Origin of the sequence: Lactococcus protaetiae (genome assembly GCF_006965445.1) — a bacterium.
Classification (GTDB): Bacteria; Bacillota; Bacilli; order Lactobacillales; family Streptococcaceae; genus Lactococcus; species Lactococcus protaetiae.
In genome coordinates, this window is record NZ_CP041356.1 from 2,115,312 (window position 1) to 2,133,117 (window position 17,806).

At 37.6% G+C, this 17,806-nt stretch carries 23 protein-coding genes and 3 pseudogenes; 5 read left to right on the plus strand and 21 right to left on the minus strand.

The genetic code is table 11. The features are described 5' to 3' along the window. The first annotated feature begins 60 nt into the window (after positions 1-60). The 5 genes and pseudogenes from FLP15_RS10065 (at position 61) to FLP15_RS10075 (ending at position 4,277) form a co-directional block, all read left to right on the plus strand. A pseudogene (locus FLP15_RS10065) lies at positions 61-1,034 on the plus strand (FAD:protein FMN transferase). Then, the gene (locus tag FLP15_RS13630; protein ID WP_280954069.1) at positions 991-1,122 is read left to right on the plus strand and encodes a hypothetical protein; all 132 of its coding nucleotides are present in this window, start codon (positions 991-993) and stop codon (positions 1,120-1,122) included. The pseudogene FLP15_RS10065 and the gene FLP15_RS13630 overlap by 44 nt, the downstream one beginning before the upstream one ends. Continuing rightward, positions 1,119-2,189: a glycosyltransferase family protein gene (locus FLP15_RS10070; RefSeq protein WP_223804623.1), complete on the plus strand. Its 1,071-nt coding sequence runs from the start codon at positions 1,119-1,121 to the stop codon at positions 2,187-2,189. The genes FLP15_RS13630 and FLP15_RS10070 overlap by 4 nt, the downstream gene beginning before the upstream one ends. Continuing rightward, positions 2,143-2,673: a glycosyltransferase gene (locus tag FLP15_RS13240; protein WP_223804624.1), complete on the plus strand. Its 531-nt coding sequence runs from the start codon at positions 2,143-2,145 to the stop codon at positions 2,671-2,673. The genes FLP15_RS10070 and FLP15_RS13240 overlap by 47 nt, the downstream gene beginning before the upstream one ends. After that, positions 2,670-4,277 carry an accessory Sec system glycosyltransferase Asp1 gene (locus FLP15_RS10075; protein ID WP_142767007.1) on the plus strand — a complete coding sequence of 536 codons (1,608 nt, stop codon included), beginning with the start codon at positions 2,670-2,672 and terminating at the stop codon, positions 4,275-4,277. Before FLP15_RS13240 ends, FLP15_RS10075 begins: the two co-directional genes overlap by 4 nt. Positions 4,278-4,591: 314 nt before the next feature. On the opposite strand, the gene FLP15_RS10080 is transcribed toward FLP15_RS10075, so the two are convergent. The 21 genes and pseudogenes from FLP15_RS10080 to FLP15_RS10180 form a co-directional block, all read right to left on the minus strand. After that, positions 4,592-4,771 (minus strand): helix-turn-helix domain-containing protein, encoded by a 180-nt coding sequence (locus tag FLP15_RS10080; RefSeq protein ID WP_142767008.1) that lies wholly within the window; start codon positions 4,769-4,771, stop codon positions 4,592-4,594. A gap of 267 nt (positions 4,772-5,038) precedes the next feature. Continuing rightward, positions 5,039-5,437 carry an NAD(+)--rifampin ADP-ribosyltransferase gene (gene arr, locus FLP15_RS10085; protein WP_142767009.1) on the minus strand — a complete coding sequence of 133 codons (399 nt, stop codon included), beginning with the start codon at positions 5,435-5,437 and terminating at the stop codon, positions 5,039-5,041. A gap of 310 nt (positions 5,438-5,747) precedes the next feature. Continuing rightward, positions 5,748-6,080: a hypothetical protein gene (locus FLP15_RS10090; protein ID WP_142767010.1), complete on the minus strand. Its 333-nt coding sequence runs from the start codon at positions 6,078-6,080 to the stop codon at positions 5,748-5,750. Further along, a complete protein-coding gene (locus FLP15_RS10095) occupies positions 6,077-6,265 on the minus strand; it encodes a hypothetical protein (RefSeq protein ID WP_142767011.1) in 189 nt (62 codons plus the stop codon). Before FLP15_RS10095 ends, FLP15_RS10090 begins: the two co-directional genes overlap by 4 nt. Before the next feature lie 62 nt (positions 6,266-6,327). Then, the gene (locus FLP15_RS10100; RefSeq protein ID WP_142767012.1) at positions 6,328-6,507 is read right to left on the minus strand and encodes a hypothetical protein; all 180 of its coding nucleotides are present in this window, start codon (positions 6,505-6,507) and stop codon (positions 6,328-6,330) included. A 16-nt stretch (positions 6,508-6,523) separates the two neighbouring features. Then, positions 6,524-6,862 (minus strand): hypothetical protein, encoded by a 339-nt coding sequence (locus FLP15_RS10105; protein WP_142767013.1) that lies wholly within the window; start codon positions 6,860-6,862, stop codon positions 6,524-6,526. A gap of 239 nt (positions 6,863-7,101) precedes the next feature. Further along, the gene (locus FLP15_RS10110; RefSeq protein WP_142767014.1) at positions 7,102-7,620 is read right to left on the minus strand and encodes a hypothetical protein; all 519 of its coding nucleotides are present in this window, start codon (positions 7,618-7,620) and stop codon (positions 7,102-7,104) included. A 137-nt stretch (positions 7,621-7,757) separates the two neighbouring features. Continuing rightward, positions 7,758-8,252, minus strand: coding sequence for a hypothetical protein (locus FLP15_RS10115; RefSeq protein ID WP_142767015.1), 495 nt, complete (start codon positions 8,250-8,252; stop codon positions 7,758-7,760). Between the two features lie 101 nt (positions 8,253-8,353). Next, positions 8,354-9,135 (minus strand): annotated as a pseudogene (locus tag FLP15_RS10120) (peptidoglycan amidohydrolase family protein). A 1-nt stretch (position 9,136) separates the two neighbouring features. Continuing rightward, a complete protein-coding gene (locus tag FLP15_RS10125; protein WP_142765971.1) occupies positions 9,137-9,367 on the minus strand; it encodes a holin in 231 nt (76 codons plus the stop codon). 1 nt (position 9,368) lies between these two features. Then, complete coding sequence (locus FLP15_RS10130; protein ID WP_142765970.1) at positions 9,369-9,728, minus strand: hypothetical protein; 360 nt, start codon at positions 9,726-9,728, stop codon at positions 9,369-9,371. A 77-nt stretch (positions 9,729-9,805) separates the two neighbouring features. Beyond that, a complete protein-coding gene (locus FLP15_RS10135; RefSeq protein ID WP_142767016.1) occupies positions 9,806-10,870 on the minus strand; it encodes a hypothetical protein in 1,065 nt (354 codons plus the stop codon). Next, entirely contained in the window at positions 10,867-12,039 is a 1,173-nt protein-coding gene (locus FLP15_RS10140; RefSeq protein WP_142767017.1) for a siphovirus ReqiPepy6 Gp37-like family protein, read from the minus strand. The genes FLP15_RS10135 and FLP15_RS10140 overlap by 4 nt, the downstream gene beginning before the upstream one ends. A 4-nt stretch (positions 12,040-12,043) precedes the next feature. Further along, positions 12,044-12,940 carry a phage tail domain-containing protein gene (locus tag FLP15_RS10145; RefSeq protein ID WP_142767018.1) on the minus strand — a complete coding sequence of 299 codons (897 nt, stop codon included), beginning with the start codon at positions 12,938-12,940 and terminating at the stop codon, positions 12,044-12,046. Positions 12,941-12,961: 21 nt separating this feature from the next. Further along, positions 12,962-15,652 carry a phage tail protein gene (locus FLP15_RS10150; protein WP_142767019.1) on the minus strand — a complete coding sequence of 897 codons (2,691 nt, stop codon included), beginning with the start codon at positions 15,650-15,652 and terminating at the stop codon, positions 12,962-12,964. Beyond that, positions 15,652-16,028 (minus strand): annotated as a pseudogene (locus FLP15_RS10155) (DUF5361 domain-containing protein). Before FLP15_RS10155 ends, FLP15_RS10150 begins: the two are co-directional and overlap by 1 nt. Before the next feature lie 11 nt (positions 16,029-16,039). Then, the gene (locus FLP15_RS10160; protein WP_142767020.1) at positions 16,040-16,303 is read right to left on the minus strand and encodes a hypothetical protein; all 264 of its coding nucleotides are present in this window, start codon (positions 16,301-16,303) and stop codon (positions 16,040-16,042) included. Beyond that, positions 16,303-16,890, minus strand: coding sequence for a phage tail tube protein (locus FLP15_RS10165; protein ID WP_142767021.1), 588 nt, complete (start codon positions 16,888-16,890; stop codon positions 16,303-16,305). Before FLP15_RS10165 ends, FLP15_RS10160 begins: the two co-directional genes overlap by 1 nt. Positions 16,891-16,902: 12 nt before the next feature. After that, entirely contained in the window at positions 16,903-17,238 is a 336-nt protein-coding gene (locus tag FLP15_RS10170) for a hypothetical protein (protein ID WP_142767022.1), read from the minus strand. Beyond that, entirely contained in the window at positions 17,239-17,475 is a 237-nt protein-coding gene (locus tag FLP15_RS10175; protein WP_142767023.1) for a hypothetical protein, read from the minus strand. It abuts the gene before it with no gap. Then, on the minus strand, positions 17,468-17,806 hold the full coding sequence (locus FLP15_RS10180) for a hypothetical protein (RefSeq protein WP_142767498.1): 339 nt from the start codon (positions 17,804-17,806) through the stop codon (positions 17,468-17,470). The genes FLP15_RS10175 and FLP15_RS10180 overlap by 8 nt, the downstream gene beginning before the upstream one ends.

Consider the following 17,806-nt stretch of genomic DNA (forward strand, 5'->3'; position numbering starts at 1 on the left):
TATCGCTGACCACCTGATGAAAATTTCTGTCAGTCTTATTGATTATAGAAAGATGAATTTATGATTCCAAATTTTTCAGAATACAACATTTCCAAGCGTCATTTCGCTCTAGGAACAAATATTGATTTGACGATTTTTGGCACAACTGATGAAAATATTCTTGATGAGAGCTGTCAGTTGATTGACGATTTCGAGGACAAATTGACTGTCAATCGTGCGGAGTCTGAAGTGATGGACATCAATCATGCGGCTGGAATTCGCCCTACCCAAGTTTCTGTCAGTACTTATGATTTGGTCAAAATTGCCGTTTTGAAAAGTCAGGAACATTTCGGCTTCAATGTGGCAATCGGCCCTTTGGTCAAATTGTGGCACATTGGATTTTCTGACGCACGAGTCCCTACTGACAGCGAAATTCAAGCACGCAAAGCTCTTATCAGTGCTGACGATATTATTTTTGATGACAAAGCACTGACTGTTTTTCTTCCACAAAAGGGTATGGAGCTTGATTTAGGTGGGATTGGCAAAGGTTATATCGCCGACCGTGTGCAAGACTATTGGCGAAGTCGTGGTATTGCTTCGGGAATTATCAATCTTGGTGGAAATCTTATCACAATGGGAAATGCTCCTCAGCACACTGACGGACTCTGGCGAGTCGGCGTGCGCAATCCTCTAATTGCTGACAACACTCCGATTGCCGTGGTCAGCGTTCCTGCTTGCTCTGCCGTAACTTCTGGCATTGCTGAACGACATCTTGAAATTGACGGCAAAAGTTATCATCATATCATCGATCCTGAGACGGGCTACCCCACGACAATCAGCTTGCAAGCATTACCGTCTTCTCGAAATATTCAATAGATGGTGAGATTGAAACCACACGTTTATTCTTTGCGAATGGTGCATTACCAAATTGGGAAACACAAAATGATATTCTCTACGGCGCTTTATTTGCCTATCGTGATAAGACCTTAGAAATTGTCGGATTGTCAAAAAATGACGTTCAAATCATTGATTCAAGCTATCAGTGGAAATCATGAATTTCTGTCAGTATTATCCACGCTTGTAAGCACACTGACAGAAATTCTGTCAGTAAAAATTGACCCAAAATTAAGGAAAAACAAATGAAAAAGAATATGAATTATTTCGTGAATGAAAATATTTTCACACTTAATTCTGGAACTGAGTTCTCAGCCGCAAAACGACTTCAGCTCTTTAAGAATCACGGCCTGCCTGCAAAGTTACTCACTAAAAATTACAATTCGCAACTTGCCCAAGACGCTGCCCGACTTAACATTGAAATGTCTGATATCCTCAATATGTATAATTATTTTCAAGAAACGCTAGATGTTCCAAGTCAAGATATTGATGTGCGCTACATTGAGGCGATTGACAAGAGCTATTATCATATCGAAAGTCTAAATCCTAATGAATCCGTCATAAAATACCACGGAAAAATTATTGGAAAAGTCCTGATAGCCCCTGCAACCGTTGGCTTAGTAGGTGCAATAGAATACTATACAGACCATCTCGAAATCATGTCAAAAGACCTCTGGGATAGACGCGGTTTCAAATCTTGCACTCAATATTTCCTCCCTGATGGCAACCTAGGAACAGAGGTTTTTTATGATTTACAGGGGCAACCTAAACTCGAAATCAGTCACATGAACATCAACAATGAGCTTCACCCTACACTCTATAGACTTATAGACTACAAAGGAAAATCTTATGTGTTCAGTACTGAAGAAGAACTTTTTCTCTTTTTCTTAAATGAAGTTGCCGCTCAAGAAAATGCTGTGTTCATCAATGACCGCATTTCTCTTGCACCAACCCTCATTCAAGTTCAGGGTGCAGTTGGTAAATGGCAGTATCTCCACGAATCCCATTCGCCCAACCAAATTCCTGGTACACCTGTGCAAGTCCAAGATTATCTTCGTCCACTTTTCACAAGTTTTATCCCTTTTCTTGACGGCATCATCGTCCCACGCAACAACAAAAAACAGAAATCAATAAAGCGTTCCGTTTCAAGCGTGTGCTTGCCTTACCAGACACTTTTTCCGAATATATTGATAAGATTCCACACCAACTCTCCGAACGGAAACGCAATGAAATCATCGTCCTTGGTCGACTCGCTGAAGAACGAGGGTCATGGATTTAGTCGAAATTTTCACACAAATCAAGCTTCAAAAACCTGAAGCTGAACTTGTTTTTTATGGCTATCCTTCACCCGCAAACATGGAAAATCTACTCAAAGAAGCGTTCAAACAAGCAGGTATGTCTCAGTTTGATGTCCATTTCAAAGGTTATCAATCCAGCTCAGAACTAGCTGAACTTCTAAAACAAGCAGCGCTAGTCATCAACCCAGCTCATGCTGAAAGCTTTGGTATCGCCACACTACAAGCTATGAGTTACGGAGTTCCAGTCGTTGCCTATAAGGTAAAATACGGCACGCGTGAGCTCATTGAACACAAGAAAAACGGCTGGATTATTCCACTCGGCGAAGTCGAACAATTTGCGGATGCTGTGGTCACTCTCCTATCAGATGATGAACAATGGACAGCTTACTCCCAAGCAGCTTATGAGAAAGCCCAAACATTTAACGAAGAACAAGCGTGGCAAAAATGGGAAGAAACACAGATTACAGCTGAAAATCTCTTTGTCAAGGAGGTCAATCTATGAAATTCTTTATCAACTCAAGTTTCAACGAACAAAATTCAGGCATTGAACACGCCCAAATCAAGCGTGCCAAGCTTTTTAGAGACCATAAAGAAGCCTTCAAACTTGTTTTTCGTGACTGGAATCCACGACTCCACTACTACCTCAATAGTGTTGGTATCAGCGACGCCGAAACACTCAATATGTTTGACTATTTCCAAAAGTCAGAGTCCATTACCGATCAAATATTACAAGCCAAAGATTTAGACTTTGGACTTCAAAACTTAACCTACACCAAAGATGATAATCTACCACTTTACTTGGTTTTTCAAGGTGAGAGTCTTCTTGCACGTGTGCGCTATTTTCTTGAAGATAGCAATGAAAGAGTAAGCATGACTGAGCTTTTTGATGGCTTTGGCAATCTTTATCGTGTCAATCATTATGATTTCCGAGGTTTCTTAAGCCTCAGTCAATGGTATACTCCTGATAATAAAGTCGGAACTGAAATCTGGTATGATTACTCTGGAAAGCCTGTTCTAGAGGCATTCAATCGCTATAATGGTCAGGGTGAATTTTTGCAAGCTGGCTGGCGTTTAACTGCTGCCACTTCTCCTGCAATCTACAATTTTTCAACTCTTGATGAACTCACACAACATTTCTTCAATTTAATCAATGCCGATTATTGGTCCGAGGTTGAGCCAAATATTTTTGTACTTGATCGCACACATTTGGGAGACTGGAGTCTGTTATCCCTAGAGCGCCCTGCTTACACCGCTTTACATTTGCACAATTCTCACGCAGGTGATGCTCAAAATCCTATGCACTCCGTCCTCAATAATTTTTATGAATACAGTCTAAGCAATGCTAACCAATATGATGCCATCATTTCAGCTACTGAAAAGCAAAGTCATGATGTCGCAGAACGCTTTGCACCAACCTGCAAACTCTTTACAATTCCTGTCGGTATGGTAGATAAAGCAATTCTAAATAGCCCACACGTCCCTATCTCTGAGCGATCTATGAACATTCTAATGACTTGTCGCATTGCACCTGAAAAGCGTATTGATCATGTGATTCGTGCGATAGGACTAGCTCAAGACTCCGTTCCCAATCTTACCCTTGATGTCTATGGCTATGTTGACCACCGAGATGATGATGAAGCACTGAAAGCCATCAATGCCGCCATCTCTGAGTTCAATCTACAAGATAAAGTCAAACTCCATGACTATGTTGACAACGTAACTGCTGTGCAAAAAGATGCGCAGGTCTACGCTTTAACCTCTGTCATGGAAGGTTTTAACCTCTCACTTTTGGAAGCCTTAAGTAACGGAATGGTCGGTGTTACTTATGATGTAAACTATGGTCCAAATGAACTTGTTGTTGATGGAGAAAACGGCTTTGTTATCCCATTTGATGACATTCAAGGGATAGCAAATAAATTCATCACATTGTTCAATGACCCAGCACTTTTACAAACCATGAGTGAGCATTCCTATAAACTTTCCGAGCGTTACTCCGAAGAAAATGTTTGGAAAGCTTGGCAAGCTTTGATTGAAGATGCCAAACATAAAGACTTGAACTTTACTCATAAGGTAACGAAAGGACTTGGAAATCAACTACTCTCTTGAACAAACTGACTAAAGAAAAAATCATAGCCTTAAAATATTGAGGTTATGATTTTTTTTACATTTTTATCGAAGTAAGTGCGTGCTATCTCCACCCTTTGGGCTACGCTGTCGATGCTCGCTAAGGCGCTGAAGCGCCTAGTCGCAATCGCAACACCCTACCCTCTTAGGTAGGGGATGAAGCAGCACTAACTTTGAATTTCGTCCGACTAAATTCAGTGGGAAGTTGCCCTTTTATCAGTCGCTTCAGCGACTAGAGAAAATGGACAAGTGTTTTACGAAACCCCCACTGAATAAGTCTTGATTTTATCTTGTAATTACTTTACCATTTCATAAAAACAGCGTTTTGGTGAAGTAAGCACACCTTCTTTTTTTAGCTTAACAATAACTTTTGAAACTTCTGATTTTTCGATACCTGTGATTTCTGCCACAGCTTTCGCATCCAGCATTTCCGCTGAGTTTTGGAAAGCTTCAAGTACAACTTCTGTATTATCCATGCTTGTCTCCTTTAGACTAAGTTTGTTTTAGAGTTAGGTTTATCAAATCGAGTGCTGCTTCGCTACGGTATACGTGCTTCGCACACCGTTCTACGAACGGTCTTCACAACTTCGTTGCTCCGCTGTCCGTTTGATTGCCATTTGAACTTGCCTCTATTCTTGTCACTTTAGTGACTTAGAGATAGAGGACAAATGTTTTACGAAATTTACACTGAATAAGTCTTGACTTCATTTTACCAAAATTTCATATTTTTTATAAACTACAAGTTAATTAAGGATTTTTCCTTTTGTTTTGGCCATTTTTTCACGCCATTTATTTATTGTTTCTGGATTTTGCCGTTTCCAATCATGAATTTCATCGATAATCTTTAAAGGTTGGTCACTCCGATAAGAGCGGGTTGGATTTCCTGGAAATTTTTTATCTGTCACATTTGGATCATTTTCAAAATCACCCGTTGGCTCAACTTGATAAACTCTAGGCTTTCCTTGTCCTCGTGCTAACTCTGCTGCAAATCCTGCGCCATCTACCAGCGCTGTAAAATAAATATGATTCATGATGACTTCCGACTGATAATTTGATTGAAACCCTGCTGTCAGCAAATCCCCAATCTGTAAGTCAGCTTTTGTCCCATGATAAAAAGGACCAGCATCCAATATTTCTGTCATTTTATCTCCAAATTTCCTGTCAGTAATCTCTCACTGATACTGTAATATCAAAAACAATCCTATATCATTTAAAAAGCTGTCAGCGTACTGACAGACTTTTATATACAAAGTTTTAAGCATCAATTGTTGAATATTATATTAGTGGTATAAAGTTCAATAAATATCTCTAAAAACCTGTAAAATAAAGCATTTTGGGGAAATAAAAAGCAGATAAAAATAGATAAAAAAATACACTTTTTTATACTTTTTGCCCCTTGTTTGCCCCTTGTTTAAAATGGTTTTTGCTGGACTCGAACCAACGACCGAACGGTTACATAATCTCATTCTGCTTCACAAGCTTAATGAGTAATTCAACAAGTGTCATCTCCTCATGCTTAGTCTGCTTCAAACTCTCGATGTTATGCTCAAAGTCTGATATGGCTTTCTGATAAAGCTTTTCGTCTTCCTCGTCAAATAGTTCAGGCTCTGCGATTTCGTCACGTGTGGGCTTTTCTGCGTCCACGTATGAGCTAATCCACTCGAAGTCTTGACCGTTAACTAAAGCGTAGGAATAAATCGCAAAGACTTTGAAACTTTCGCCGAACAGCTCAATATCTTCCTTCACATCTGCGATTAGTTCTTCGCTCTCAACGCTATTTTTCATTTGATTTCTTCTCCGTTTCGTCGCTGATTTATCCATTTTTCTACCAGTTCTATATCTTCATCTGTCGCATTTTTGATGAAATTCTTAGTTGTGGAACGCTTAGCAAGATAGTTCGTCCTTGCCTTATTCTTTTTTCGATATTCATCTGTTGCTCGCTTTTGAGATTCTGTATATTCACTACCCATATATCCTCTATTCTATCACAAATGAAAGGGCTTTTCAGCCCTTATTTTTATTTTCTTCTTTTCTATTTTTCCTCAAAATATACATAATATCTATCTTCAGATTTAAAAACTAAGTTTTTCTTAAATTTAAGTCTCGCTTCAAATTCCAAAGAATTTAGTGATGTTCCATTTTTTCCGCCTAGCTCTTTCCAACTCATTCTATATTCTTGATGTTTTATAATATTTTCATTTTTTTCAGCCATTTTATTTGTCCTCTTTCTATTTGTGATTCCCGTAATTCAATCCCCATTTTTCAATGTAACGTGCTTCATCTAACGCTCTTTGACCGCCTGCAGCTTCAAATGCTTCAAAATCACGTTCATGTTGAGCATTAAGCTTTGCTTGACGTTCTTCTAAGTTCCAACCTTCTTTAACAGCTTTAGCGCCTTTGAAATAGTCAGATTTATCAAAGCTGTAAACTGCTTTTACATTTTCGGCAGTCACTTCAAAGCCGATTGTTTTCTCAGCCCAAACGATTGCTTTTGTCAAAGATTTAAGTTCGCTATTTGAACAGCGTTGTAAGTTGTAAATTCTTTCTTGTGCTTTAGTCATTTTCATTTTATTTTTCCTCGTTCCTTAACTCTATGTATATATTATAATATATATTATAACTTTTGTCAACAAGAAAACTCGCTTTTATTATTAAAGTTTCGTTACAAAATAAAAAAGCACCCGAAGCAGGGGTGAATTTTATACTCTAAGTCTTATCATCTTCATAATTTAACAATATAATTAGTAAGGGGCGTATATCTCATTGCTATTTAATAATTTTTCCACTTCACTTTCGTCAAGTTTTTTTAATAACCCTCTCGTAGTTCTATACCACAAATTACCCATAGCATCTCTAAAAAGAAGGGCGATAGCTGGTCTATCGCCTGCTCCAGATCCTCCTGTGTATACCCTACTTCTTTTTCTCCTGGTGGAATAACATCAAAATAAACATAGTGTGTTATCGATTCTTCAAGTGGAATATTGTTAGCACGTATATGACTTGATAAAACAAAAGCCTCGTATATAGGTAATTCTGATTTATTATTAAAAATAACACGAGATGCTACACCGTTAATGTCAGTTAAAGGACTGCCGTTTTTATCTTTCGCTGTACCTTCTATGAACCAAGCTGAAATTTTAGAAGCTTGCTCTTTCTCTAAATCACTATTCCTCTCGTCAGTTTGTTTTTTGATTTGCCAATAGGCTACTGCAACAGCTGATACGGTACCAATTGCACTAAATGCTGACCAAAATATACCCCAATCAATATTTCCAAAAATAAAACATAATATAAACGATAATTCAACCACCATATAAACAAACATTTTTTCTCCTTAATTAATTAAATTTTATCATAAGAATCAATAAAAACCCTGACCGAAGTCAGGGAGCAATTTAATATTTAAGCGTTTGTCCAACATATAATCAAGTATAAATACTAAGCTTCTTTTTCCTATATACCTTAAATATCTCTAAACTTTTTTAACTTTTTTGTATCATTTGATAAAATGTAGGACTTATCTTCAAAATAATAAGTAGGCAATTTATGTTTATCAGATATTTTAATTGGTATTTGTAATTCTGCGATATCTCCGCGACCTTTTTCTATTTTATAAATCTGATGATAATACTTTCCGTTTAGACTAAGAAACTGCAAAATATAGTAGTCAAAGTGTCCATTGGGTTGAAATTTTTCACTAAGAGACAATTCTTCACCCTTTTTTAACACGAGATAATTTGTAAGTAAAGTAATTTTTACATTCTTATCTAACTCAGGTCTAACCCTATATAAAGAAATATTCAAAGCTGTATAATCACCTATATTTACAATTTTTGTATACTCACCTTCAAAAGATAAAAATGCCATTCTTTCATCTCGTAATTGAATTTTTAAAACAAAAATTGATATGACGGAAGCAATTGAAACACTAATTAACGCAGATACTATTTCTGTCAATCTCTTCTTCTCCTTAAAATATATTAATCACTATTTAAAAATACTTCATATTATTATACAACAAATAAAATAAAAAATCCCTGCAATCTGCAGGGATAATTTTAGAGTTTATTCGCATTTAATCGTTTTTGTAGAGCTTTCACAGTATCAGAAACTGGACTAATCACACCATCTTGCGTTGTGCCAAGATGTTTCTGTAAGGCTTTAATCGTGACTTGACCGCACAGTCCATCTTGAGCAATCCCAAGAATTTCTGTAAAGCTTTGATAACATTTGAACCTGTCAGTGAGGAATCAAACTGAGCAGCGTAAATATTTTGGTTAAAGGACTGTTTATATTGATGACTGATGAGTCCATCTTTTCCATCGGTATCAAAATATTCTTGAAGACGTCTTGCTGTCGCATTTCCCCACTGACCATCAAGAACTAACTGAATCATCTGAGGTTTGTTGTCAGTACTGACAGAATTGTTTGCATCTACTAGTCGATAAAAATTGTGCGGAAGACTAGTCGCCATGTACGCATCATTCGTATTTTCTGCAATGCCGTTGTTGACGTAGGAACAATGGATAAATGCCCCATTACTCAAAAAGAGTCCTGTATGTCCTGCGGAACCATTAGAACCTCCTGGAGTACCAGAGATAAAAATATCCCCTCTCTGAACTTCTGAACGACTAATTTTTTTCAATTGCTTCCCAACCATACCGAACAATGTTTCAGTATTTCCCATTGAACCTGCAGGGAGAAATCCACCAGCAATCAAGGAAAAGAAGACAGATGAACTACAATCATAACTATTTGGTCCTAATCGAGAAGTCATCGAGTAAGTAACTTTCCCTTTTCGCGCTTCCATCCAAGCAATCATTTTTTCAATATTTCCCATGTTATTTATCCTCCGTTGAGTTAGTCTTAACAAGACTTGCTGTATTATCGCCAATGTTCAAGCTTGCGATTGATGTCAAAATAGAAATCAATGTCGCAAAGCCTGCAATTGATAAGATATTTGCCCAATCAATACCAATCAAGCCTGTCGCTCCTGCTCCAAGTGCTCCGATTGCTGCTTGCGCAAACGTTTTGATAGCACGTTCCGACATATCTTTAAAAAATGTTTTCATGTTATTTTCCTCCGTTGAGTTTTTCAAGGTACTCATGAACCTTTTCAGATACAAAGCTGTTTCCGCCTAAAGCGACATAACGGTCATAAAAATATGCAACCTCACTCGCTGAAAGTCGCTCACTATTAATCCCCTCTAAGAGTTGCAAACGTAAAACTTCTTTTTCAAGCTCTTTATGTGCAATTGCAGCACTACTTTCAATTGCAGCAATTCTTTTCTCCATGTCATCTAACTTATCATTAATGTTTTCGGTTAATCGTGAAAACCACCGTTTAAAAATTTTTCCACCCAAACCCAAAATGAGGACAATCGTTGGCAAATTAATCATAAAATCAATTGCCATCTGTCCCGCATCCCTCATTAATTGCTCCAAATCATATACTCCTCCTAAAAAACTCTGCCACTACTGACAGAGTTTATTTTTGTTCCATTCTTTCATCAGCTTGTTGGGAAATCATCATTGGTAGGATAGGTCGTTGTTGCCCACAAACCTGTACCAACTCCACCTGACGCCCGAGGTTGCCATGTCGCGTTTGAACTTCTCAAAATGGCAGTAGCTCCTGAAGAAAACACTTGTTCATAAATTGGGTTTCCTCCATTATTGTAAGGGCGAAATCCAGTCGGAATATTATATGTAGTAGCTTGAGCAATCCCAACAAGAGTATGTGTCGTCATTGTCACCATATTCCCAACTCGGAAATATTGAAATTCAATTGAAGGCGTAGAATTTTTTGCTTCAAATATCTTACTTGATATTCCACCAGTTGATGTGAGACTCCCCGTTTCAAGTGATGTCATAGTGGTAGGGTCAGTAAATGTTTTCTTGCCTGCAATGGTCTCATCACCTGTATTATGAACAACTTCGCTCTTATCAGCTTTACTTGTTTGTAACTGATTGATTTGATTTTGTAAATTTGTAGCTTGATTATCATCAAGTTGATTTTGCAAATTTGTAAACCAATCCTGAAACTCAATATCCGCTTGCGAGAAAATGCTTCTATACTGATCCACAAGACCGTCAACATTGATATTATCAAAAGGTGTCGCCCAACCACAAACATCAGAATTACTACGTGTATCAGTGATATCTGCATCTGTAATCTGAGTAGCATTCATTTTTACTGAGAGTGTCGCAAGTTGCAATTCAAACATGATGTCATTTCTAACCACCGTTGTATCACTTGGCTTGTAAAAAAGATAAGTGTCTCTAGCATTTTTATCCATGCGCAAGACAATTGAATCTGTTCTATCTTGAATTGATGAAGCAACATTAACCTGAATCGCAATGGCTTCATCATTCATGTAAGAACTCCCTGCAAGTACTCCAGAACCAGCTCCTACTTGAATATTCATCCCATTTTGAGACGAACGCACACGTAATCCATCTTTGAATGACATGACAACCCCTGTTTTCAGAAAAGCCGCAAAGAATCGCATAAAATCTTCTGCATCATAGAGACGGTCACCGTTCACGTCATTCCACGGAAAACTATATTGTGTCATTGTTTTAATCTCCTTTTTATAATATCAAATACCGTGGGGCTTTCTTTATCCCAAAGTGGTGATAAATGATGTCCTGTACTATCCCACGTTTCATCAAGCCCTGCAAGTACAGAAGTTTTAGTTAAATTAAAAAGTTGGCTAGTAAATCTCACTCTATCTCCCAATTGATAGTCTTTTTGATATTCAAATAAACTGCTTTCCAAATCAATATCTCCATTTAATGTGAGAATCGCTTGTTGTTCTGCCAAGCTGGAAATACCACGACTAGTTAAAGCCGCAAGATATTGAGCATCTGTCAAAGTAATATCATTGCCATTGCCATCTTGTGTTTTTTGTTGAATATCCCTTGCATCGACATAGATTTCCATTCGCTCAAGTCCAGCAAGATTATCATTGAGTTTTACATTTTTACGTGCTGTACCCTCTCCCTCTCCGAAAACCCAAGCCATTGTCGCTTCGTCAAAATTAGAAGATTCGTAGCTTTCTGAAAGTAAATTATCAAAATCAACATTAAATTCAACGACATTTGATAAGTCTCTTCCCTTAACAATTTCAAGCTGATTATGGGGATTTTGCAAGTTAGTTGCCGTTTCATTGATTCCAATATCATAAGTAGAACAGAGACCATCTATTTCATTTGAAACCACTCCATAAGAGTTTTGATAATCAATTGTTGCTGCCGTTAATTGATTAGGAGAAATAACTGATAAATACTCAATCTTTCTACTTGTTTGACTAGGGTTAATTACTTCATTGTTCAAATGGTCATAAATGATTTGTTCAGGCCGTTTGGTTTGATGATAAATACGATAGACAATCCGTTTAAGTGCTTTTGCACGCAATGATTTACCTGCAACGACTAACTCACCATTGGTTGAATCATCACAAGTGACCTTGTCAATGTAAAAATAAACATCATTGATATTTAGAATATTGTCCGCAACAAATAGCGAAGAAATCAGATTCCTTTTTCTTTCATTTTCACTATCACTATCACTATCACTACTCACTATTAAATCTTTGACATCATCTAACAAAATGACAAGCGAAAATTGAGAGTAAGTATAATATCGCCAATTTGCTGTCAAAGATTTAAAACTATCTAAAATACCAGCAGATTCAAAAATGAATCCACTCGTCCCTACTCTTTTAAAAACTTCAATATCCATAGCATCACACTCCAATCACGAGTGGTGTATATGAAATCGTTGCAAGAATATTTTCCTCACCTACATCCGCTTGTATGACAAGATTATTTGGCTCAATATTATCCAACGCAAAGAATGACGAACCACTCATCCGAATTCCCATTGCATTTGTTGCTTCGGGGTCTGTGTCGTCTTGATACCATGTTTTTTTCTCTCCGTGAATTGTTGACAGAAAAATGACAGTTCCTGCATCAAATGTTCCATTCCAACCAAAAAATTCTTGAGTGATAACATTATAGATTCTGGGATTTTTCACTTCTGCATTGCATTGTATGGTTAACTCAAAGCCGACCGCAAAATCGCCCTTATTGAGTATTTTTACAATTTGCCCTGGTGCAATGGTCGCAAAAGCAAAATCTGTTGTAATCGCTAATGGAAATTTCATCTTGTTATCATTTGACGAAAGCGGAATAGATTTATTTCTTACATTCTCGTCACGCCATTCAGGGTCTAAAGCTCTAAATTGCAAGGTTGAGCTAGAAGTTGATGAACTGCTGTCTTTGCTTCCCTCATAACCTTTCAATAACTCTGCATCAATGCTGTAAAGATTTTCAGAAACCCGAATAAATAAAGTTCCTGCAAGCTCTGGATTGATAATCGCCATCACTTGATGCTCTTTGGATTTCAGAGATTCATAGGTTGCTTCTTTAATTGCAAGACCTATTGTCATATCACGATAAGTAAGAGAGCTAGATGTTTTTCTTTGTCCTGTTCTACCAAAGATTTTCTGAGAATTAATTTCATTATCTGGCGAACCAAATCCCTCATAACTTTGTAGATAAAAAGGACCGAAGCGGTCCATTTTGATTTCTTGATTCAAAGTGTTTTTGTAAGAAATTTCAACATTAGGTAATGATGCCATTGATTACTCCTTTCTTATTTCTTAAAAGTTATCGTAAGCAGCCTTTTGCCATTGCAACTGTTGCTGACGTGCAATTTCACGCTCTGACGGATTTTCACGAACAACAACCGTCATTGGCGCATGGATTTCCGTTTTACCTTGAGTACCTTCTGAGACATCAGAAGGAATACTGCTCATTATTTTTTGAGCTTGCATCACACTATTATTATCAAAATTAAAATCAGAATCCCATGTATCAGTTGGGAAAAATGTTGAGCTAATCCCGTCAGTAATTGTTGTTTGAATCTGTTCAGCCATTCCTGACACATTTTTCTTAACTTCCTTAAAATTTTCCATTAAGCTGTCATTAAATCCGCCCATAATGGCTTGACCTGCTGGAATTAATAATTTCCTATCATAAGAGAGTGGTCCTTTATGTTCCTTAATCCAGTCACCAATGCCACTGACAAACTTTTTGCCGTTTTCCCAAGTTGATTTTAAACCACCCAAGAATCCGTCAATAATTGCTTTTCCTGCTCCTGCTAGGTCAATGTTTTTTAAACTATTGAACACATCTTTAATTCCCCCAACCACTTTCTTGATAGGTGCAGCTGCAGTATCAACTGCATTTTTAATTCCTGTCCACGCAGTAGACATTGTTGATTTCAATACACTACCAGAACTACCAAAAGCACTAAAAACACTCTTGATACCGTTGACAATACTATTAATTACCCCACCAACACTTGAAATTGCCGACTTAATGCCATTCCAAGCGGTACTAAGGATATTTTTAAGCGCTCCGCCTGCAGAACCTAATCCGCTAAATATAGTCTTGATAACATTAATCACACCGTTGATGCCAGAGGCTGCCGTTGAAATCACTGCTTTAATGTTTGTCCACGCACTCGTCATGAGCGTTTTCAAAGTGTTACCAGCTCCTCCAAAGCTTCCAAACAGACCAATAGCTGTACCAATCCATTGCGCAAGCGTAGACAAGACTGGCGCAAATGAGCGGAATACATTGACAATGACATTAACAACTGGGGTTAAAATCCCTATTGCAATGCGAATCACATCAAATGTTCCAGACAAGCCCATCATTGCACCTTTCAAGACCCCTCCAATAAAAGCGCCTAACACTTGGAAAACGGGCATCAATGCACCTGACAAAATAGAAACTAACGGTTGCGCCGCATTCCACATTTTGACAAATGAGTTGATAAGTATATCAAGAGCTGGTCCTACAACAGACATCATTGTGCTAAATCCTGTTTGTAAAGCTGGAATAATCGAAGTAATAAGAGATTGAATACCACTAAAATTTAACTTTGAAATTCCATCAGAGATTTTTTGAATCACTGGTGCAACTGTTGACGTAATTGTTTCAAATAGTTTTGGAATATCTCCAAATGCAACTGCCAATGCTCCAGCAATCGGTAGTATTGCAGTAACAACATTATCAATCAGTGGTGGTATTTTTTTAAATACTTCACTTAAAGAATCAGCCATTGGTGCAATATCATTGATTATGTTTGTAATGATTGGTGTAATTCCAGAAAAAAGTTTATTTAATGTTCCGCCAAGAGGGGCGATACTTTTCATCACATTCTGAAAAATTGGAATCAAACTATCAAAAGTTACTGACATAGCAGCACTAATTGGCGCTAAAGTCGTTTTTAGATTTGAAACAACACCAGATAATCCTGAACCAATACCAATTCCAAGTTTTTCAGATAACGTTTTTCCTGCTAATGAGGCAAGAGTGGATAATGCTCCAGGCAATGCTTTAAAAATGTTTCCAACCATCGGAACAAAGTTATCAAATAAGAATGTTGAGGCTGTGCTTACTAAAGCTTTTAAAGGACCTTGAATATCTCGTCCTAAAGATAAATTACCAAGAACATTAGAGAGCGATGCCTTCATGGATGCAAAAGAACCACTAAAGGTTGTTGCAGCTTCCTTTGCAGTTGTTCCTGTGATATCTAACTCTCCTTGAATAACATGAATCGCATTATAGACATCACTTAGGTTTGAAATATCATATTTTTGTCCAGAAATTTTTCCAGCTTCAACCAAAAGCCGTTGCATTTCTTCTTTTGTTCCACCAAATCCAAGCTTCAGATTATCCAACATCGTATAGTTTTGCTTTGCAAACCCTTGATAAGCGTTTTGGATGTCTCCTATATTCGTACCCATTTTATTGGCATTGTCTGACATATCTATCATTGCCATATTAGCTATATCTGCCGCTTTCATAGTATTTCCACCCACTGAATTTAAAAGACTTGCAGAAAAACTAGTTACATTTGTCATATAATCGTTGGCTGATAGACCTGCTGTTTTATAGGCAATATCCGCATTATCCAATACCTTTTTTTGAGACTTCATTAAGTCTGAATATTTGCCCTTAACCTCGCTAACTGATTTTCCAACTGATTTTGCATACTCGTTGACGGAACGCCCACCTGCACCGAATAGCGTTTCAATCCCACCAATTGATTGCTGAAGGTCTGCTCCTGCTGTCAGTGATGATGAGATTAATTTTCCAAGTGCTGCGCCTGTGGCGACAACGCCAGCAATTGCTGCAATTTTTAAAGCAGTACCAATCTTTGACCCTGCGCTTTTCCCTGCAGAATCTGCTTCGGGGTCTAACTGTTTTGACATCGAACCAGAGATACCTTTGGCAGAAGGCATAATTTGCACATAAGCTTGTCCAAGTTCTGTTGACATTAATTTTTACCTCCTGTTTTCCCTTTAATCAAGGTTTGACGTGCTTTTTCAAATTCCTCACCAGAATTAAATACGAGTTCTTTTTTCTCTTGGGTTTTTGGGAAAGAGTATCAAGGACAAGCTTAGGTTTATTTTTTCCTTTTTGTCCATCTTTTGTTTTAAACCAAATACCAATACTTAATCGGTCTTGAATCCCTGCTAAAATCAATGTTTCAAGTGGTAAAGATTGCCCACTCATTTTCATTTTGATTCGTGAGTTATCCCTCAAACCGCAAGAAAAAACAGCCACCTTTGAAAGAGGCAACTGTTTATAGTCGTAAATATGATAAGTTTCTGCAAGGTCACAGATGAGTGCTTCTTCATCGAAACCTATCATCCTAGCGAGGACTAGGAGTTTTTTAATACAGGTTGATGAGTGAAAATCTCAATAATCTCTTTACCCATTTTTTCTGTGGAGACATAGCCATCACGTTTTTTCAAAAACTTTTCAAGATTATCTGCTTGTTTACCTCCAAGCACCTTGCTCACTAAATCGACAATTAATGTGCCATCATTTTCAACGCCTTTGATAAGTTTAAGAACTTCATAATCATCTCCAATGTTTTCACTAATTTCATAACGAAATCCTGATTTTGTTGTTCCCTTTAGCATTATTTACCCCCTTCACTTTCTCCATCGCTTGTACTTGCTTTTTGAATATACTCATAGTGAGTATTAGCTGCACTATCAGGCATACCAGTCAATGTTGTTTCATAACCTACAGCATCCGAATCAGTGTATGAGATATCCCCAACTTCAGATACTTTACCTGCTGGTACAACAACACGTTTCAAAATTCCACCATTCATAATCATGTCTACAACAATAACGTGTTCTTGAAGTTCTTTTGAATTTGCTTTGATAACAATGGCGGTGTCCAAACTACCTGAAACATTATCAGGTCCATAAACTTCTTTCAAAACATCTGGATTCAAAGCTTCAATGAGTGTGTATTTGAATGTATCTTCCTTTTCTGTTTGCACTGTTGCAACTGTGTCGCCACCCCAAGCTTTGAGGCTATCAGATTTTGGAGAATTGGCATTTACCAAGCCATCCTCTGAGATATAACCCAAACTTTTAAAGTCCACACTTAATGTTGTAATTGCATCCGTTGGCAGGGTTGTACCAAGCGGTGCTGAGTAAATTGCACCCCCAATTTTAGGCTTTGCCGTTGACACATTTTGTGTATTTGCTACCATTTTTTAATCCTCCTAGTAATGTTTAATGTCAAACACCGCTTGATAGCGGTATTGTTTTGTTTCTGTATCAGTGAAATTGTAGTCGCTGTTGAGCGAAACGGCACTTATTTCATCTAATGTAATGAGCTGCTCTACAACGTTTTTCAATTCTTCGTTGAGCGTTGCAGCTTCATACATTGATGGTGCGATACTCTGAAATGCGAACGTAGAAGACAAGAGATGATTGCTTTTGCTACTTCCTGTTTTTTCAAACAAAACATAACTTTTTGGCATATCTCCCGATTTCTCCAAAAAAGCTGATACCGATAAATGAGTATCAAGAAAATTTTTAATAATCATCTCAATCATCTACCGCACCGCCTTTAATATAGTGTTATTTTTCATGTTGTCACGTTTAGCTTCATAAGTTTCCGCAAATACCATTGCATTGGCACGATTTTTACCAACATGAATATCTTGACCATAGCCTGGTCCGCAACGCTGTTTCACTTGATCGGCTTTTTCTGTCAGTATTGCTTGCATTTCTGGTGATTTCATCATAGCAGCTACTCCACTACGATTAAGTTTAAATAGATTTTTAGCCATAATGTTCTACCGTTACTTTCTTATTCCAATCTAAAGGGATGAGGTCTTCAATCCCCTCAAGAGGTTCGCCAAAAGTTCGCCAAGTTTTACCAAAAAACTTAACTTCCTTATCTTCCCAATCATGCGTATCTCCCTTGGGAATGCCGAGGGTGTAAATTGCCTTTTTCCCTGTCAAGGTCAACTGATTGACAATATCGTCAGATGATGTTGGGGTAACTAAAACATTGTTTACCTCAATTTCCTTGTCCTCATAGATAGGACTTCCGAAACCATCTTTGCCAATTTCGATTTTATCTACAAGCACGACCGTGATTCCTTTAATCAGTGTCAT

Bases quoted from the DNA above. Each gene is read 5' to 3' on its own strand.
- FLP15_RS10135 (WP_142767016.1), bottom strand. From the start codon at position 10,870: ATGACACAATATAGTTTTCCGTGGAATGACGTGAACGGTGACCGTCTC.
- FLP15_RS10070 (WP_223804623.1), top strand. From the start codon at position 1,119: ATGAAAAAGAATATGAATTATTTCGTGAATGAAAATATTTTCACACTT.
- FLP15_RS10090 (WP_142767010.1), bottom strand. From the start codon at position 6,080: ATGAAAAATAGCGTTGAGAGCGAAGAACTAATCGCAGATGTGAAGGAA.
- arr (WP_142767009.1), bottom strand. From the start codon at position 5,437: ATGACAGAAATATTGGATGCTGGTCCTTTTTATCATGGGACAAAAGCT.
- FLP15_RS13240 (WP_223804624.1), top strand. From the start codon at position 2,143: ATGGATTTAGTCGAAATTTTCACACAAATCAAGCTTCAAAAACCTGAA.
- FLP15_RS10130 (WP_142765970.1), bottom strand. From the start codon at position 9,728: ATGAGGGATGCGGGACAGATGGCAATTGATTTTATGATTAATTTGCCA.
- FLP15_RS10100 (WP_142767012.1), bottom strand. From the start codon at position 6,507: ATGGCTGAAAAAAATGAAAATATTATAAAACATCAAGAATATAGAATG.
- FLP15_RS10145 (WP_142767018.1), bottom strand. From the start codon at position 12,940: ATGGCATCATTACCTAATGTTGAAATTTCTTACAAAAACACTTTGAAT.
- FLP15_RS10125 (WP_142765971.1), bottom strand. From the start codon at position 9,367: ATGAAAACATTTTTTAAAGATATGTCGGAACGTGCTATCAAAACGTTT.
- FLP15_RS10095 (WP_142767011.1), bottom strand. From the start codon at position 6,265: ATGGGTAGTGAATATACAGAATCTCAAAAGCGAGCAACAGATGAATAT.
- FLP15_RS10180 (WP_142767498.1), bottom strand. From the start codon at position 17,806: ATGACACTGATTAAAGGAATCACGGTCGTGCTTGTAGATAAAATCGAA.
- FLP15_RS10140 (WP_142767017.1), bottom strand. From the start codon at position 12,039: ATGGATATTGAAGTTTTTAAAAGAGTAGGGACGAGTGGATTCATTTTT.
- FLP15_RS10080 (WP_142767008.1), bottom strand. From the start codon at position 4,771: ATGGATAATACAGAAGTTGTACTTGAAGCTTTCCAAAACTCAGCGGAA.
- FLP15_RS13630 (WP_280954069.1), top strand. From the start codon at position 991: ATGACGTTCAAATCATTGATTCAAGCTATCAGTGGAAATCATGAATTT.
- FLP15_RS10165 (WP_142767021.1), bottom strand. From the start codon at position 16,890: ATGGTAGCAAATACACAAAATGTGTCAACGGCAAAGCCTAAAATTGGG.
- FLP15_RS10075 (WP_142767007.1), top strand. From the start codon at position 2,670: ATGAAATTCTTTATCAACTCAAGTTTCAACGAACAAAATTCAGGCATT.
- FLP15_RS10175 (WP_142767023.1), bottom strand. From the start codon at position 17,475: ATGGCTAAAAATCTATTTAAACTTAATCGTAGTGGAGTAGCTGCTATG.
- FLP15_RS10170 (WP_142767022.1), bottom strand. From the start codon at position 17,238: ATGATTGAGATGATTATTAAAAATTTTCTTGATACTCATTTATCGGTA.
- FLP15_RS10110 (WP_142767014.1), bottom strand. From the start codon at position 7,620: ATGTTTGTTTATATGGTGGTTGAATTATCGTTTATATTATGTTTTATT.
- FLP15_RS10105 (WP_142767013.1), bottom strand. From the start codon at position 6,862: ATGAAAATGACTAAAGCACAAGAAAGAATTTACAACTTACAACGCTGT.
- FLP15_RS10160 (WP_142767020.1), bottom strand. From the start codon at position 16,303: ATGCTAAAGGGAACAACAAAATCAGGATTTCGTTATGAAATTAGTGAA.
- FLP15_RS10150 (WP_142767019.1), bottom strand. From the start codon at position 15,652: ATGTCAACAGAACTTGGACAAGCTTATGTGCAAATTATGCCTTCTGCC.